This window comes from Candidatus Methylopumilus universalis, from assembly GCF_006365315.1.
GTDB classification, from domain to species: domain Bacteria; phylum Pseudomonadota; class Gammaproteobacteria; order Burkholderiales; family Methylophilaceae; genus Methylopumilus; species Methylopumilus universalis.
In genome coordinates this window covers 674,276-690,024 of record NZ_CP040968.1, presented here as the reverse complement: position 1 = coordinate 690,024, position 15,749 = coordinate 674,276, and the positions used below count along the sequence as shown (strand labels likewise).

General features: G+C 36.4%; 13 protein-coding genes and 2 tRNA genes. 8 read left to right on the top strand and 7 right to left on the bottom strand.

Annotated elements, in window-relative coordinates; genetic code table 11:
- Nucleotides 1–13: 13 nt before the first annotated feature.
- A complete protein-coding gene (gene queG, locus FIT79_RS03730) occupies nucleotides 14–1,087 on the bottom strand; it encodes a tRNA epoxyqueuosine(34) reductase QueG (protein ID WP_139875665.1) in 1,074 nt (357 codons plus the stop codon).
- Nucleotides 1,088–1,118: 31 nt separating this feature from the next.
- Between queG and tsaE the strand changes: the two genes are divergently transcribed.
- The 4 genes from tsaE to FIT79_RS03710 are packed head-to-tail and all read left to right on the top strand — an operon-like array spanning nucleotide 1,119 to nucleotide 4,623.
- Nucleotides 1,119–1,580, top strand: coding sequence for a tRNA (adenosine(37)-N6)-threonylcarbamoyltransferase complex ATPase subunit type 1 TsaE (gene tsaE / locus FIT79_RS03725; RefSeq protein WP_139867754.1), 462 nt, complete (start codon nucleotides 1,119–1,121; stop codon nucleotides 1,578–1,580).
- Complete coding sequence (locus FIT79_RS03720) at nucleotides 1,559–2,821, top strand: N-acetylmuramoyl-L-alanine amidase (protein WP_139875664.1); 1,263 nt, start codon at nucleotides 1,559–1,561, stop codon at nucleotides 2,819–2,821. The genes tsaE and FIT79_RS03720 overlap by 22 nt, the downstream gene beginning before the upstream one ends.
- A 3-nt stretch (nucleotides 2,822–2,824) precedes the next feature.
- Nucleotides 2,825–3,766, top strand: coding sequence for a tRNA (adenosine(37)-N6)-dimethylallyltransferase MiaA (gene miaA, locus FIT79_RS03715; protein WP_139875663.1), 942 nt, complete (start codon nucleotides 2,825–2,827; stop codon nucleotides 3,764–3,766).
- Nucleotides 3,763–4,623: a DMT family transporter gene (locus FIT79_RS03710; protein ID WP_139875662.1), complete on the top strand. Its 861-nt coding sequence runs from the start codon at nucleotides 3,763–3,765 to the stop codon at nucleotides 4,621–4,623. Before miaA ends, FIT79_RS03710 begins: the two co-directional genes overlap by 4 nt.
- On the opposite strand, the gene FIT79_RS03705 is transcribed toward FIT79_RS03710, so the two are convergent.
- Nucleotides 4,620–6,476 carry an O-linked N-acetylglucosamine transferase, SPINDLY family protein gene (locus FIT79_RS03705; RefSeq protein WP_139875661.1) on the bottom strand — a complete coding sequence of 619 codons (1,857 nt, stop codon included), beginning with the start codon at nucleotides 6,474–6,476 and terminating at the stop codon, nucleotides 4,620–4,622. The two genes, FIT79_RS03710 and FIT79_RS03705, sit on opposite strands and share 4 nt — an antisense overlap.
- A 9-nt stretch (nucleotides 6,477–6,485) precedes the next feature.
- On the bottom strand, nucleotides 6,486–7,688 hold the full coding sequence (gene mnmC1, locus FIT79_RS03700) for an FAD-dependent 5-carboxymethylaminomethyl-2-thiouridine(34) oxidoreductase MnmC1 (protein ID WP_139875660.1): 1,203 nt from the start codon (nucleotides 7,686–7,688) through the stop codon (nucleotides 6,486–6,488).
- Nucleotides 7,689–7,879: 191 nt separating this feature from the next.
- Between mnmC1 and FIT79_RS03695 the strand changes: the two genes are divergently transcribed.
- Genes FIT79_RS03695 through FIT79_RS03685 form a run of 3 tightly spaced genes read left to right on the top strand, consistent with a single transcriptional unit; the run spans nucleotide 7,880 to nucleotide 10,776 of the window.
- Nucleotides 7,880–9,643 (top strand): pyrroloquinoline quinone-dependent dehydrogenase, encoded by a 1,764-nt coding sequence (locus FIT79_RS03695; protein WP_139875659.1) that lies wholly within the window; start codon nucleotides 7,880–7,882, stop codon nucleotides 9,641–9,643.
- 17 nt (nucleotides 9,644–9,660) lie between these two features.
- A complete protein-coding gene (locus FIT79_RS03690; protein ID WP_139875658.1) occupies nucleotides 9,661–10,398 on the top strand; it encodes a pseudouridine synthase in 738 nt (245 codons plus the stop codon).
- The gene (locus tag FIT79_RS03685) at nucleotides 10,399–10,776 is read left to right on the top strand and encodes a hypothetical protein (RefSeq protein WP_139875657.1); all 378 of its coding nucleotides are present in this window, start codon (nucleotides 10,399–10,401) and stop codon (nucleotides 10,774–10,776) included.
- Nucleotides 10,777–10,779: 3 nt separating this feature from the next.
- Here FIT79_RS03685 and ppa read toward each other — a convergent pair whose 3' ends face one another.
- From ppa to queF, 4 genes are all read right to left on the bottom strand, one after another.
- On the bottom strand, nucleotides 10,780–11,310 hold the full coding sequence (gene ppa / locus FIT79_RS03680; protein WP_139875656.1) for an inorganic diphosphatase: 531 nt from the start codon (nucleotides 11,308–11,310) through the stop codon (nucleotides 10,780–10,782).
- 80 nt (nucleotides 11,311–11,390) lie between these two features.
- Nucleotides 11,391–11,466 (bottom strand) — tRNA-Glu (locus tag FIT79_RS03675).
- A 53-nt stretch (nucleotides 11,467–11,519) separates the two neighbouring features.
- A tRNA-Ala gene (locus FIT79_RS03670) sits at nucleotides 11,520–11,595 on the bottom strand.
- A gap of 55 nt (nucleotides 11,596–11,650) precedes the next feature.
- Entirely contained in the window at nucleotides 11,651–12,097 is a 447-nt protein-coding gene (queF, locus tag FIT79_RS03665) for a preQ(1) synthase (protein WP_139870355.1), read from the bottom strand.
- A 77-nt stretch (nucleotides 12,098–12,174) separates the two neighbouring features.
- Between queF and smc the strand changes: the two genes are divergently transcribed.
- Nucleotides 12,175–15,675 carry a chromosome segregation protein SMC gene (smc, locus tag FIT79_RS03660; RefSeq protein WP_189644843.1) on the top strand — a complete coding sequence of 1,167 codons (3,501 nt, stop codon included), beginning with the start codon at nucleotides 12,175–12,177 and terminating at the stop codon, nucleotides 15,673–15,675.
- The last annotated feature ends 74 nt before the right edge of the window (nucleotides 15,676–15,749 follow it).

The following is a 15,749-nucleotide window of genomic DNA, read 5'->3' as shown; positions in this document are numbered from 1 at the left end:
AGCAAAGACATACTTAATTCATATGAAAATTATGTTGCGCAAGTGCCCAGGATATATGTTCTTTCACAAGCGGAGAGGCTTCATTTAACCTTCCTTTAAGAGCATTCACGATAGTTTCAGATGTTTTAGCGTTGCCAAGTCCTATCGCAATATTTCTTAACCACTGGTCATAACCAATACGAAGGATTGCGCTACCTTCCATGTATTTGATGAACTCTGCTTCAGTCCATAAGAAGCATTCCACAAGCTCAATATCATCTAAACCGTGCCTTACTTTAAAATCTTCCTCTTTAGTTATTTGGCCAAATTTATTCCAAGGACAAAACAATTGGCAATCATCACAACCATAAACACGATTGCCAATTTGTTTTCTAAATTCCAAAGGTATAGAGGATTTATGTTCAATAGTGAGGTATGAAATGCACTTTCTTGCGTCAAGCATATAGGGCCCTACGATAGCTTTGGTGGGACATACATCGATACAACTTGTGCATGTGCCACAATGATTTTCTACTTTTTTATCAACGGGCAGGGGTAAATTGATATAAATCTCACCTAGGAAAAACCAGGAGCCATGCTCTTTATTGATGAGTAAGGTATGTTTTCCTCTCCAACCAAGTCCAGATTTCTCAGCAAGCTCAACCTCCATGACAGGAGCGCTATCTGTAAACAATCTAAATTCAAATGATCGATCTAATGTTTTATGTGCTTCTTTTTGAATTTTTTCTGAAAGTTTTTTTAATTTAGTACGCATCACTTTATGGTAATCACGGCCTAAAGCATATCGAGAAATGAAAGCTTTTTGACCATCCTCTAAAATAGCTTCTGAATTGTGAGAGTGGGGGAGATAATTGAGTCTGGCCGTAATAATTCGGATGGTATTTGGCACCAACTCATCTGGCTGATATCGCCGAGAACCATGTTTTACCATATAATGCATCTCACCATGGAACCCTTGTTTAATCCATTCTAGATAATGATCTTTTGTATGATTGAGGTCTATATCAGCAATGCCAATTTGATTAAAACCAATTTCTCGGCCCCAGTCTTTAATTTGCAATGCTAATTGATCCCAAATGTCTGCCATGTTTTAATTATTTTTTATATAAGTAGTGTCTATGATGTTTGATTCTAATTATGACTTAAAAGATGAAAGTGAAACACTTCGTTTCGCAGAAAGCATGGCGAACCATTTACATCCCGGTATGAATTTATATTTAAAAGGCGAATTAGGTGTAGGAAAAACGACATTTGTGAGAGGTCTCCTTCGCGGGCTTGGTTATCAGGATAAAGTGAAAAGCCCAACCTATACATTAGTCGAGCCTTATCACTTTGAAAAATTTATGATTTATCACTTTGATCTTTATCGCTTCAAAGGCGAGCATGAGTGGGATGATTCTGGATTTAGAGAATACTTTAATGAAAAGTCTATTTGTTTAATCGAGTGGCCAGAAAAAGCGGGGCATTTTCTTCCGGAGCCTGATATTTCGATTGAGCTAAGTCATGAATCATTTGGCCGTCATCTTCATCTGATTGGCTGCACCGCTATAGGAAGTGAATGCTTAAAAACTATTATCTAAAAATTATTTTTATACTCACGTTGGGGATACTTCCCAATTACATTTGGGCAAAAAATTCGATTGAATCGGCACGTGTATGGCCCGCAAGAGAGTATACCCGTGTAACTCTTGAGTCCATCAAAGCTATTAGCAATGATCAAATGATCTTAAAAAATCCAGATCGTCTGGTCATTGATCTTCATGATATTGACCTTAATGACGATTTAAAAAATTTAAGCACTAAAATATTATCAAGCGATCCTAATATTAAACAAATTCGTGTTGCGAAGTTTAATAATCAGGTATCTCGAGTCGTGATTGAATTAAGAACAGAGTCTAAAATTAATATTTTTTCTCTAAAGCCTGCAGGTGGATACAAACATCGTTTGGTCATAGATGTGTATCCAAGAGTTGATGAATTAATGGCGTTCGTTCAAGATAAAGAAAAAAAAGATCTCACGCCTTCAAAAAAAGAGATTGTTTTAACAGCTCCAGAAATTAAAAAAGAAAAAACATCTCAAGAGGCCCTGTTACCACCTCAAGTAAATAAAAATTTAAACAAAAAAATCGTGATTGCCTTGGATGCTGGACATGGTGGTGAAGATTCTGGAGCTAGAGGGGCAGCCGGCAGCTTAGAAAAAAATATTACCTTATCTATTGCAAGGAAACTTAAAAAAATTATTGATGATGATGAGCAATTAAGAGCTGTGCTTACAAGGGATGATGATTATTTTGTACCTCTTCATGGACGTGTTGTTAAGGCAAGAAAATTAAAAGCAGACCTCTTTGTTTCTATTCATGCAGATGCTTTTACAAATCCAGAGGCTAAAGGTTCTTCTGTATTTGCATTGTCAGAAAGAGGAGCTACATCAGCTTCCGCTAAATATTTAGCGAATAAAGAAAATGAGTCTGATTTAATTGGTGGCGTAAGTTTGGATGATAAAGATCCGATGCTTGCTAAGACATTGCTCGATTTATCTCAGTCAGCAACGATCAACGACAGTGTAAAACTTGGAAATTTTGTGCTGGAGCAATTGGGCGACATTAATGATCTACATAAGTCAAATGTAGAACAGGCCGGATTTGCAGTTCTTAAATCGCCTGATATTCCATCTATCCTTGTGGAAACAGCTTTTATAAGCAACCCAAAGGAAGAGCAGATTTTAAATAATGAAGAGCATCAAGAACTTCTAGCTAAAAATATTTTAATTGGGATAAAAAAATATTTGGCTTCCAATCCTAATATCGCTAAGAATTTTTAAACTATGGCTATAGACAAGCCAGCTATATTTTTTTTGATGGGTCCTACAGCTTCAGGCAAAACAAGTCTTGCTGTTGAGCTTGTTAAAACCTTTCCTTTCGAAATTATTAGCGTTGATTCAGCCCAAATATATCAAGACATGGATATTGGTGTAGCTAAACCAAATCAAGACATTCTAGAAAAGGCACCTCATCACCTTATTAATATCATGAAGCCAAATGAATCGTATTCCGTAGCGCAATTTACACAAGATGCTCTACAGCGTATTGATGAAATTTTATTGCGAAAGCGTATTCCGCTCCTTGTTGGAGGCACTATGATGTATTTTAATGCCCTTGAAAAAGGAATTAATCAAATGCCAGCGACTGATGATCAGTTTAGAAAAGTTATAGAAGAAGAAGCGCGCCAAGTCGGCTGGCCTAAGCTTTATGAAAAGCTTAAATCCGTTGATAAAGAAACGGCAGCAAAGTTAAATCCTAATGATGCCCAGCGCATCAGTCGTGCTTTAGAAGTTTTTTACTCATCAGGAAAACCTCTATCTTCTTATCATCAATCAAAAAATAAAGATGTATTCCCGTTTTCAGTTTGTAAATTAGGACTCATGCCAAGCAATAGAAAAATTCTTCATCAGCGAATTGAGTTTAGAGTTCATGAAATGATAGAGGCCGGCTTATTTGAAGAGGTGAGATCTTTACTTCAAAAATATCCTACACTTCAGAGTCATATGCCATCCATGAGATCAGTGGGATATCGTCAAACTCTTGAGTACTTTAATGGGGGCATTGAGGAAAAAGAATGTATCGATAAGATTATCTTTGCAACTCGCCAGCTAGCCAAAAGACAAATGACTTGGATGAGGAGTATGGAAAATCTTAATTTATTTGATGCTTCCAATGACAACATATGTAATGAAGCGATAGCTTTCGTTAGGGCAAGACTCTCATGAACACAAAACTTTACCCTCCAATTTTTGCCCTACTTTTTGGTGCTCTTGTCTGGGGAATTATTTGGTATCCCTATCGCTTGATGGCAAAAGTAGGGGTTTCAGGTATTTATTCCAGTCTTTATGTTTTTACTTTGACACTTGCAATAGCGCTGCCTTATTTTTTTATTGCTAAGAAAAAGATTCCTATATGGTCAAGAGATTTTTGGCTTCTCTCTCTCGTCGCAGGTTATACAAATATTAGTTATGTGCTTGCTGTTATTGACGGAGAGGTAGTGCGTGTCATGCTTTTATTTTATCTATCTCCTGTTTGGACTATTTTTTTAGCGCATTTTATGTTGAATGAAGATACACAAAAACGGCACTACATTGCTATTTTTATCTCTCTTATTGGTGCTTTCATTATGCTTTGGGAGCCTGGCTATCTGATTCATTTAGATTCAAAAAGTGATTGGTTAGCTCTTAGCTCAGGTATAGGCTTTGCCATAACAAATGTTATGACACGGAAGCATGAACATATGACGATCGACCAAAAAGCACTCGCAATATGGCTTGGTGTAATCTTAGTAGCTACTATATGTATTATGTTTGATAGAAACACTATGCCAACATTGGATTTTTTTACACCGGTGGATGCCATGATTATGATGGTGATTGCATTAAGCCTTTTTTTTTCAACATTACTTGTACAATTTGGCGTTACACAAATTAAAGCAGTAGAGGCTTCTAGTTTTTTTCTATTTGAAATTGTGGTCGCTGCAATTTCATCTTATTTTCTTGTAGGAGAAATTATTGCGCTTCAAGAGTGGCTAGGTGGAATTTTAATTATCGCTGGTGTTATTCTTGCTTCGAAAAATTAAATGAGTTTTTGATAGATATTCTCCAAAGTTTTTACAAATAACTGCGGCTTGAAGTTCGGCGAAGTTGATTTGGCCTCTGTTAGTCTGCGAGTAATATCTTGTCTATATGTTGAATCTTCAGTCAGCTTAGAAGCGCATTTAATATAACTTTCAATGTCTTCCGTAATAAGGTCATCTAAATTTAAGCTATGAAGCAAACTTCCCGCCACTCTCGAAGGGAATGTTTTGCCCTTAAGTGTGACGATAGGTATATTCATAGCTAATGCATCACTTGCTGAGGTATGTGCGTTATAAGGTAAGGTATCTAAATAAATATCTGCCAAGGCGTGACGAGCAATATGCTCTTCATTGGGAACCCGTTTGGCAAAAATAATTCTCTCAGAGTTAATCCCGTGCCTCTCTGCGTAGTTTTTTAAATTATTTGTTGCCCAGCTATTAGATTCTGTCAGCCAAAGAATGCTTTTCGGATATTTTTCTAAAAGAGTAAGCCAGGCTTTGAATATGAATTCAGTAATTTTGAATGATTGATTAAATGCACAATATACGAATGCATCTGAGGGTATGCCGTAATCTTGGCGATTTTTATGATTCAATTGGTAACGATTTTCTATATTCGGCTGATAGGCAAAGGGTAGTCTTAAAATAGATTCTGCATAATATTTTTCATCATTTTCAGGAATAATGAAGTCATCAGCCAGGATAAAATCATAAAGTGGTTTTTCTTGGGTTAATCCCATCGAGCCTGGATAGCCTAGCCAATTTATAGTCGTTGTATTTTTAAGTTGCGGTGCAATAAATGCACGACTATTATTGGTATAGCCTGTTAAATCAATAAAAATATCAATTTCATCGTTATTAATAAGGCTTATAGCCTTTTCATCATTGAGGCTTGAGATATCCCTATAAAAATCAAATAAGCTAATAAGTGTATTTCGCTCATTGGTATTTTCATGTGGGCTTGCATCATATGCATAAATATCAAAAATATCCCGATTGTGATATCTGATAACATCGCGAATTAAAAAATATAGCGGGTGAAGTTTAAAGTCTGAAGATAAATATCCGATACGTACTTTATTTTTTTGTTTCCATTTTTCTTTTTTAAAAGGTCGGTCTTTAAAATGATTTTGTGTCCATTGGTTTGCACATATTAGCTGATCTTGAGAAGACGATAGGGGATTTGCAACGAAAGCAAAAGGTGAAATTAGTGCTTCTGCATTTGTGTTTACAACAGAACATATTTTTTGGAAATATTTGTCAATATCATGCCAGTTACACATATGTTGTTTTTGATGAGTAAGGTGGGCTAGTGCATGAAAAAGAGCAGGCCTGATCTTCAAGGCATTCTCGTAGGATATTAATGCTTTATCCAAATAGCCCAGTTTGCGTTCTGAATTGCCATTGTTATTCCAAAGATCAGCATCATTCGGATTTAGTTGGATAGCTTTTTGATAATTCTCATAAGCTTTAGAAATTTTATTAAGCTTATCTTGTGTATTTGCAAGATTGTAGTAGTAAACCCAATTATTTTTTTCGTATTCTAAAACTTCTTCAAAGCAAGCTTCTGATAATTGAAAATTTGATTCTAAATAATATTCGTTACCGAATGAAGTAAGAGAAAAACAAAGTGCATTTTTAATTTCTATATTATCTTTGAACTGATACAGACATCTTCTAAAATAGCCGGCAGCCTCTTCAAATTGTTTGTTAGAAGTACAAAGATTTCCTAATTCCAATTGAATGATGTAATTTTCAGGCTCTAATTGCAGGACTTTCTTAAATGAAATAATAGCTTGAGAAATATTTCCTTCGCTTTCGTATTTTTTTGCTTCTTGAATCAATATTTTCGACATGATATAAATTTATACCCTAAAAATTTGGCTCGCCACTTTTTTTAAACTCATTTTTTTAAGTCGATATCTTTCTGGATTTGTATAATTTAATGTTTTTTTATCTTCTAGTGATAAATTATCATTAATTAAATTTGCGAGCACAGAGCTGCAGTAGGGAGCAAATGTAAACCCTCTAGAACCAAATCCACTTGCAATATATAAATTTTCTAACCATGGAAGACGATCTGCTTGGGCTAGCTCTCTTATGCGCATTTTTTCAAATATTTGATTATTAAATATACGACCTACATACGGTTTTCTATCTTTTGTAGATGCTCGCCAAGCCACTCTACCAGCTATTATTTTTTGCGCTAGACAATGTTTATGAAACCCTTGATGTATTTCTTTAATAGACGCTATATTCTTTTTTGTATCGCTTATTCTTAGGTCTTTATTAAAGTCATTCATGGCGTAAGTTGCACCAAAAATATGCTTATCTCTAATGAGGGGAGATAAGTATCCCTCATCACAAATCACGACTGACGGCATTTGGAATGAAGTTGAATTTACCCAATTGATCTGTCCTCGGAATGCATCTGTATGGAGATGTTGTGTTAAATCGAATTGATGCAGATGTTCTGCATTGCAGATAGCAACATGATAAGCATTGAAATTCTTTTGGTGTTTAGTTTTAAGCGTCCATTGATCATTTAATTTTTCAATTGATACTATTTCCTGGTTTGCGATTACTTTAATATTCGAATGATTTGTTAAATGGCTACATAGAGCAATTGGATTTACCCAACCCCCTTGATGAAAGAAAAGACCACTCAAATCCTTCTTCATTAGATATTTTTTATGCATAGACTCATCTATTAAGCTTAAAAATTTTTCTTTTCCTGACATTTTCCCTAATAAGTTAATTTCTAATTTATGAGCATATGCGTCCTCTAAAATTTCAATCGCACCATTAAAACTATAATCATCTTTATTAAGACCTAATTGATTTATCCATTTTGTTGTAAAAATAAAACTCTTCATCATGAAATCATTGTATGTTTTATCGTTAAGCGTAAATTTAGGGTAAATTGCTGCAGCTGGATTTCCTGATCCTCCCTGAGCTATGTGTTCTTGACTCTCTAGCAATGTCACATCCCATCCAGTGTTAGCTAAAAAATAAGCCAATGAACAACCGGCAATGCCTGCTCCAATGATTAATATTTTTTTTTGCATATAAAGTTGTCAGTCTATATCTGGTATTAAAAAAAGATTGCTTGAGATAAGATATCAGTATTAGGCATTATCTATAAAATGCTTTCTTAATCTAGCATTTTCATACTATCGTTTTGAAAGGTATTAACTTGAAATTTATCCGAGCGGCATCATTAAGCTTCCTTTTTATCATCATAAGTAGCTGCGCATCTATGGATTCTATTTCCTTAGACTCCCTTTCTTTGGATAAGATTTCCCTACCCAAGCTCCCGTCATTTAAATTTGGCTCAGACGAACAATGGCCTTCATATGGCAAAAATCTTACCAACCAACGTTTTTCGACTTTAACTCAAATCAATCAAGACAACGTTAAAAATCTTGAACTAGCCTGGAAATTTAAATCGGGTGTTGCAGCAACATTTCAAGCATCCCCATTAGTTATTAATAATGTGATGTTTATAAGTCTTCCGCATAACCATGTAGTCGCGTTGGATGCTAAAACAGGCAAAGAATTATGGCGTTATAACCACAAAAAAAGAGATAGCTGGAGAATGTGTTGTGGCCCTGCGAACCGAGGGTTGGCATATTCAAGCAATAAAATTTTTATAGGTACCGTTGATGCAAGACTTGTTGCTTTAGACGCTAAAACAGGTAAAAAAGTCTGGGATATTGATGTTGCTGATAATGATAATAAATTTGAAAGCAGCAACTCGCTAAGTCAGTCCGATAGCAAAAGTCAAAAGGATATTTATGGGCAAACCGGCGTAGGTATAGCTATGGCTCCGGTGACTTATAAAGATTTAGTGATCGTGGGGATTACAGGCGTGGGATATGGATTGCATGTCGATACCCCAAGACCAGATGCACCAATGGGTGCCGTAATTGGGGTGGATGGCCGATTTGGGCGCCCAGGATTTTTGGCAGCATATAACATTCAAACAGGTAAACGTATTTGGCAGTTCGATACTATTCCATCAGAAGGATGGGAGGGGCAGTTTAGAGAAACAATTGAAGGGAACATTTCTCTAAACCGTAACATTCCTTATGAGAAAGAAAGCCTTAAAAATAATAAAGAAGCTTGGAAGTATGGAGGAGGTTCAGCGTGGAGCACCCCAGCTATTGACGCAGAGGCAAATACTTTATATTTTGGTACTGGTAATCCTTCACCGCAAATGAATGATATTTCAAGACCTGGGGACAATCTGTATACAGTTTCCCTTGTAGCGCTAGATGCAACCACAGGTAAGTTAAAATGGTTTTATCAGCAGGTTCCTCATGATGTATGGGGATATGATGTTGCAAGCCCTCCAGTATTATTTGAATATAAAAAAGATGGTAAAACGATTCCTGCGGTAGGTCAGGCTAGTAAAACTGGTTGGTACTATATACACAATCGTATCACGGGGGATCTCTTGGCAAAATCAGAACCCTTTGTACCGCAAAAAAATCTTTTTGCAAAAGCCACAACAGAAGGTACTGTTTTGTATCCCGGTATCTTAGGCGGTGCTAATTGGGGCCCAACTTCTTTAGATGAAAAAAATCAAATTGCATTTGTTTCAGCTATTCATGCTCCTATTAAATACACATTAGTTGATGAGCCTGCGCGTGATGATTTACCTGCTATTAGATATGCTTCTTCCGAACCTACACAAGATGAGAGATGGGGGCTACTTTCTGCTATTGATTTAAATACTAAGAAAATTAAATGGCAAGTTAAGACACCTCAACCTTTAACAGGGGGCTTATTAGCAACTGAAGGTAATCTTGTTTTCATGGGTGAGGGTAATGGGAATTTTAATGCTTACGATGCTAAAACTGGAAAGTTGCTTTGGACAAATAAAGTGGATGCGGGGGTTAATGCACCACCTATTAGTTATGAGATTGATGGAGCGCAATATGTTGCTGTTGCTGCAGGGGGAAATTCTATCTTTGGTTTTAAAGAGGGTGACAACATCCTGGTTTACAAACTTAAATAATCATAAAGCTTATATAAATGGAAGAAGCTGTTCGTATTTCAAAAATACTATCTGAGCTTGGCCTTTGTTCGAGAAGAGAAGCTGACACTTATATCGAACAAGGCCTTGTCATGCTTGATGGTAAGGTTGTCACTGAATTAGGTACACGCGCTTACCGATCACAAAAAGTTGAATTAAAAAAGCAAGCAGCTATTCAGCAGTCTTCCAAAGCTACCGTTATTTTAAATAAACCCGTGGGTTATATTTCACATCTTGATGACGATAAAGCTTTTACGCCTGCCGCCAGTCTAGTGACCCAAGATAATTTTCAAGTTTCTAAACAGAAATCGTCTCGAAATCCAAGATTTAATACTGATGGGTTAGCTCCAGCTGGAAGACTTGATATTGATTCTTCCGGATTATTGGTGCTTACACAGGATGGAAGAATTGCTAAAACAATTATTGGTGAGCAGAGCGCTATCGAAAAAGAATACTTAGTTCGAGTTGAAGGAAAATTAGTGAGTCAAGGTTTGGAGTTATTAAGATATGGACTTTCGCTCGATGGCTACAAGCTAAAACATGCTGAAGTTGAATGGCAAAATGACGATCAATTGCGCTTTGTTTTAACTGAGGGGCGAAATAGACAAATTAGAAGAATGTGCGAGCTTGTTGGGCTTCATGTGACTGGATTAAAAAGGGTGAGAATTGGAAATGTTTTACTTGGTGATCTGCCTACAGGCATGTGGCGTTTTTTAGAAGAGAAAGAAAATTTTTAAATGGCTATTGCATTAGAGCATTTTAATTTTATTGTTCGAAGATCAACCATAGAAGATAAATATCCTGGCGGATGGGATCAGTGCTTGATTGACCATGCTTCTTCGCTAGGCACTAGAGTTTGGTACGATGAATACCTCTTTCGTGATGGCGCTATGAATCCTATTGATATGGAAAATTTAGTGAATGCTTGGAGAGAAATTGGCTTTCAAGCTATTTTAATTAATGGCGAAAAAAAGTGGCTGGATTGCTGCGTCATTGATGAAAACTTCGAAACTTTGTCTTTGGTATGTGACTGGGTAGAAATTGATGTCACAGGCGAATACGTATTTCTTAAAGATGAAGACCCGTCTGAGATTGTGGGTCGCCATGGATTTTAATAACTAACTCTTTTTGTATCTTTCTATGCCTTCGAGAATTTCTTTGTGAGCATCCTGAGGACCTTTCCATCCCTTAACTTTAACCCATTTACCTTTTTCCAAATCCTTATAGTGCTCAAAAAAGTGTTGAATTTGATTGAGGCGCAGAGGATTCATGTCTTCAGGTTTTTGCCAGTGGGAATAGATTGAAAGAATTCTATCTTCAGGAACTGCTAAAATTTTTGCGTCCTGACCCTGCTCATCTTCCATATCTAATATGCCAACAGCGCGACAACTCACAACGATGCCTGGAATTAAAGGTAATGGTGTAACAACAAGCACATCCACAGGATCACCATCGCCTGCAATTGTTTTGGGAACGTAGCCATAGTTAGTAGGATAGTGCATTGCAGTACCCATAAATCGATCTACAAAGATCGCACCGGACTCTTTATCTACTTCATATTTGATTGGATCAGCATTCATGGGAATTTCAATAATGACGTTGAAATGTGTTGGAACATCTTTACCAGGAAGGACGTTATCTAAGCTCATAAGTTTTTATGGGAAAATTTAAAAAAAGTGATTCTAGCATGTTTGAAGCTATCTCTGAATTGATGAGCTAGCTTGGTAATTGGCGTCCCCAAGGGGAGTCGAACCCCTGTTCCCTCCGTGAAAGGGAGGTGTCCTAGGCCTCTAGACGATGGGGACCTAAGAAAAGAAGGTGCTATTCTACTATAGAACAGCGTTTGATATAAGGTATTTGGTGGAGATAAGCGGGATCGAACCGCTGACCTCTTGCATGCCATGCAAGCGCTCTCCCAGCTGAGCTATACCCCCAGGTAATTTATCAAAGACGCCATCTTAGGTTCTAGTGATAGGCGCGTCAATCCTTTTAGGATCGGGTGTTAGATTGTTTTGAAAATTGCGTTAAGTCAATTGTAGGCTCAGGCTTCCAACCTTTTTTCTTGTGTTCAGCTACAACGTTCGTAAAGACACCGCCACGTACAAAGAATTCAGCTCGAAGACGCATAAATCGAGGCTCTGTTGCCTTTACTAAATCATCTAAAATTCGATTAGTAACGGCCTCATGGAAGCAGCCTTCATCTCTAAAAGACCAGATATAAAGCTTAAGACTTTTTAACTCAACACATTTTTTATTGGGAATGTAATCAAGATATAAAGTCGCAAAGTCTGGCTGCCCCGTCTTAGGGCATAAACACGTAAATTCAGGGATTTGCATATGAATATGGAAGTCACGAGAAGGGCATGGATTAACGAAAGTTTCAAGCTTTTTAGTAGGTTTTGCGCTTGGTTTTTTTCCCAAAGAAAGTGCGTTCATAGATTAAAATAAGAAAGTAAAAAAAGTTATTATACTGTTAATAGATAACACCTACTTCACTTCAATAAAAGAATATTGTGCGACTTATACAACTTAAATTAGCCGGTTTTAAATCTTTCGTAGATCCCACCACTATTCAACTTCAAGGTCAAAGAGTCGGCATTGTAGGCCCTAACGGGTGTGGGAAATCCAACATCATGGAATCTGTCAAATGGGTTCTCGGTGAGTCTTCAGCTAAGGAGATGCGAAGTGAAAATATGGATTCCGTTATTTTTAATGGGTCAGAAAATCGTAAGCCGATTTCTCGTGCAAGCGTAGAGCTTATTTTTGATAACTCTTTGGGGAAAGCCCCTACAGAATGGGCACAGTATGCAGAAATATCTGTAAAGCGAGTTATCGAAAGAGAAAAGGGTTCGACCTATTACATCAATAATTTAGCTGTAAGACGTAAAGACATTGCTGATCTTTTTCTAGGAACAGGCTTAGGTGGAAGAGGGTACGCCATCATCGGCCAAAATACCATCTCACAAATTATTGAAGCCAAACCTGAGGAATTAAGAAATTATCTTGAGGAAGCTGCGGGCGTTAGTAAATACAAAGAGCGTCGTCGTGAAACAGAATTCAGACTCAGAGACACGCGAGAAAATTTAAGCCGCATTCAGGACGTTGTAAATGAAATTATTCAGCAGATTGCAAAGCTTGAATCTCAAGCAGTTATTGCAACAAAGTATAACGAATTAACCGAGAAAAATAAATTTCATCAAGCACAAGTTTGGGTTTTAAAAAAACGTGATGCTAGTATCGTTTGGAAAAAACATCAGTCTCAAGTTGAAAAGCTTGTAAATGAGTTAGAACAGCAAACCGCAGCTTTAAGAAAGATAGAAGCTGAGGTCGAAAATTTAAGACAAGCTCATATTAATGCTTCTGATGAAATCAATAAGAACCAAGCAAGCTTTTATGAAATCAATTCTGAAGTTTCTAATATTGAAAATAACATTAGAAATCAAAATGAGCTTTTAGAGCGAAGTAAAAAAGAGTTGGTTGAAATTGAAGCTAATCTTGCTAAGAATTCGGAAGACCAGCTTAAATTTACAAAAGAAATTGAAGAAGCAGTTATTGAGAAAGATGCATTAAGCGAACTCTTTAAGACGAAAGAAGAGAGCTTTAATACTCTTAAGTCATCTATTCAATCAGTAGAAGCACAATATCTTTCATCGTCAGAACAATTTAATCAAACTGTAAATCAATTCCAGTCAACGCAAGAAAAAATAAATCTTGAGAAGGCAACGATAGACTTTATTCATAAAACTGAAGAAGAAACAAATGCACGTATCTCATTTCTAAATAATGAGATTATCAATATTGATTTGTCTGGTAAATCTCAACTTGAAGATAAAGAAACTGATTTAAATGACAAGCGATCAGATGCAGAAAAAATTGAAGAAAAGATAAGTGAAAACAAATCACTCTCATCCGATCTTGAAGAAGAAATTGATACTTTAAGACAGCATCAAATTGAAATACAAAAGGAATTAAGTCAAATTGAGGGAGAGATCAAAACGCTTGCTCAAATTCAGGATGATACCCAAGGAAATGAAAGTCTTAAAAGTTGGACTTCTCAGCATAATATAAATACTTCAAATCGCTTGTGGGAAAAGCTCAAGATTAAAACAGACTGGGTAACAGCTATCGAATCTGCACTGGGCGGAAAATTAAATGCGATCTTAGCTCAATATGAATCAATAGCTCATAGACCACCTGCGTCTATGGTACTTGCTAATTTAAATGCTACTCATGCTTACAAGCCAAAAAATAATAAATTAAATTCCGCCCTAGATGCTATTGAAATTAGCGATCCACTTTTGATGAATCTTTTATCTGAATGGCTATCGGATTGTTATCTTATTCCAAAGGGAGAAAGTTATAAAAATTTCATTGGTAATTTAGAGCAGGGTGAGTTCTTAGTTAACCAACAAGGTGATATTTTTACTAAAAATAGCGTTTCTTTCTACGGCAAAGATGCATCCCTCAATGGGATTCTTATCCGCCAAGAGAGACTCAAAGCGCTTCAGGTTAAATTTCCGTCTATAGAAAATAATTATAAAGATGTATTAAATAAGCTCAATGAAGCCGAAATCCAATTAAGTGACTATGAAGAGCAGGCAGACTCGTACAGTGAAGAATTGAAAGATGCTTTAAATGAGCTTCATCAAAAAGAGATTGAAGTAGAAAAAATTCAACAAAGCATTGCTTATGCTAATGAAAAGCATAGCAATATTACGCGCGAGCAAAATGAACTGCAGGCGAAACTGACTCAAATTGAGATAGATAAGACATCTAAATCGAGCCTTATTCAAAATTTAGAAGGTGATTTACTTAGATTTTTGGAGAAAAGAACTGCTGCTGAAGAGATTAAAAAGAACCATGAATTTGAATACGAAAGCGCTAGAAAGCAAGTCAACGAAGCAGAAATTCAACTTCAAGAAAGCCATTTCAATTTAAAAATTATTGATAATAAAATTGGCGAATTAAATAATAGAGTAACCCTGTTATCTGAAGATAATAATTCCCTTAATAATAAAAAAAATCTTGCTAAAGCTTCAATCAACACTGAACAAATTGATACACTGCAAGCTAGTTTAGGAGAAAAACTTACGGTGAAAGATGGGCGTGAAAAAGTCCTTATTGCATCCCGCGATAATCTTGCTCAAAAAGAAACTGATCTACGTGAAAGTGAACAAAAGCGCTTACAAACTGAACAAGCAGTTCACCCAATTCGCGACAAACTCGAACAATCTCGCTTGAATGAGCAAGAATCAAAATTATTATTTGAACAATTTCAAAATGAGATCAATGAGTCGCAATTAGATGAGGTGATACTTTCGGAATCAATCACAGACAAAACAACCGTTAAAGAAGTGCAAGAGTTTTGTAACAAACTTCAAGAAGAAATTAATTTATTAGGTCCTGTCAATCTCGCTGCTATTCATGAACTTACCTCTGAAAAAGAAAGAAAAGGTTATCTTGATAGTCAAGTGGAGGATCTAACTTCAGCAAGCAACACCTTAGAAGACGCTATAAAACGTATTGATAAAGAAACGCGGGATAGATTAATCGCAACTTTTAATGAAGTAAATAAGAACTTTACAGAGTTTTTTAAAGTGCTCTTTAATGGAGGCCAAGCAAAACTTGAACTATTAGGCGAAGAGATTTTAGATACAGGTATTCAAGTTACAGCCCAGCCCCCAGGCAAGAAGAATACAACCATCAGTCAATTGTCCGGTGGAGAAAAAGCATTAACTGCTACAGCCCTTGTATTTGCCTTATTTAAACTAAACCCAGCACCATTCTGTCTTATGGATGAGGTTGATGCACCACTTGATGATAGTAATACACTTCGCTTTGCAAATATGGTTACAGAGATGTCTAAAAATACACAATTTCTTTACGTGTCACATAATAAAATAGCGATGGAAATGGCCCAGCAACTCATTGGTGTTACGATGCAAGAATCTGGTGTATCAAGAATTGTTGAGGTGTCATTGGAGGAAGTCGAGAAGATGGAGCTCGCAAATTAAGTTAACAGGACTTATTACAAGCATGTCTGACATTCAGTTTGCCCTGACGATTCTAGCTGTAATAATTATCCTTA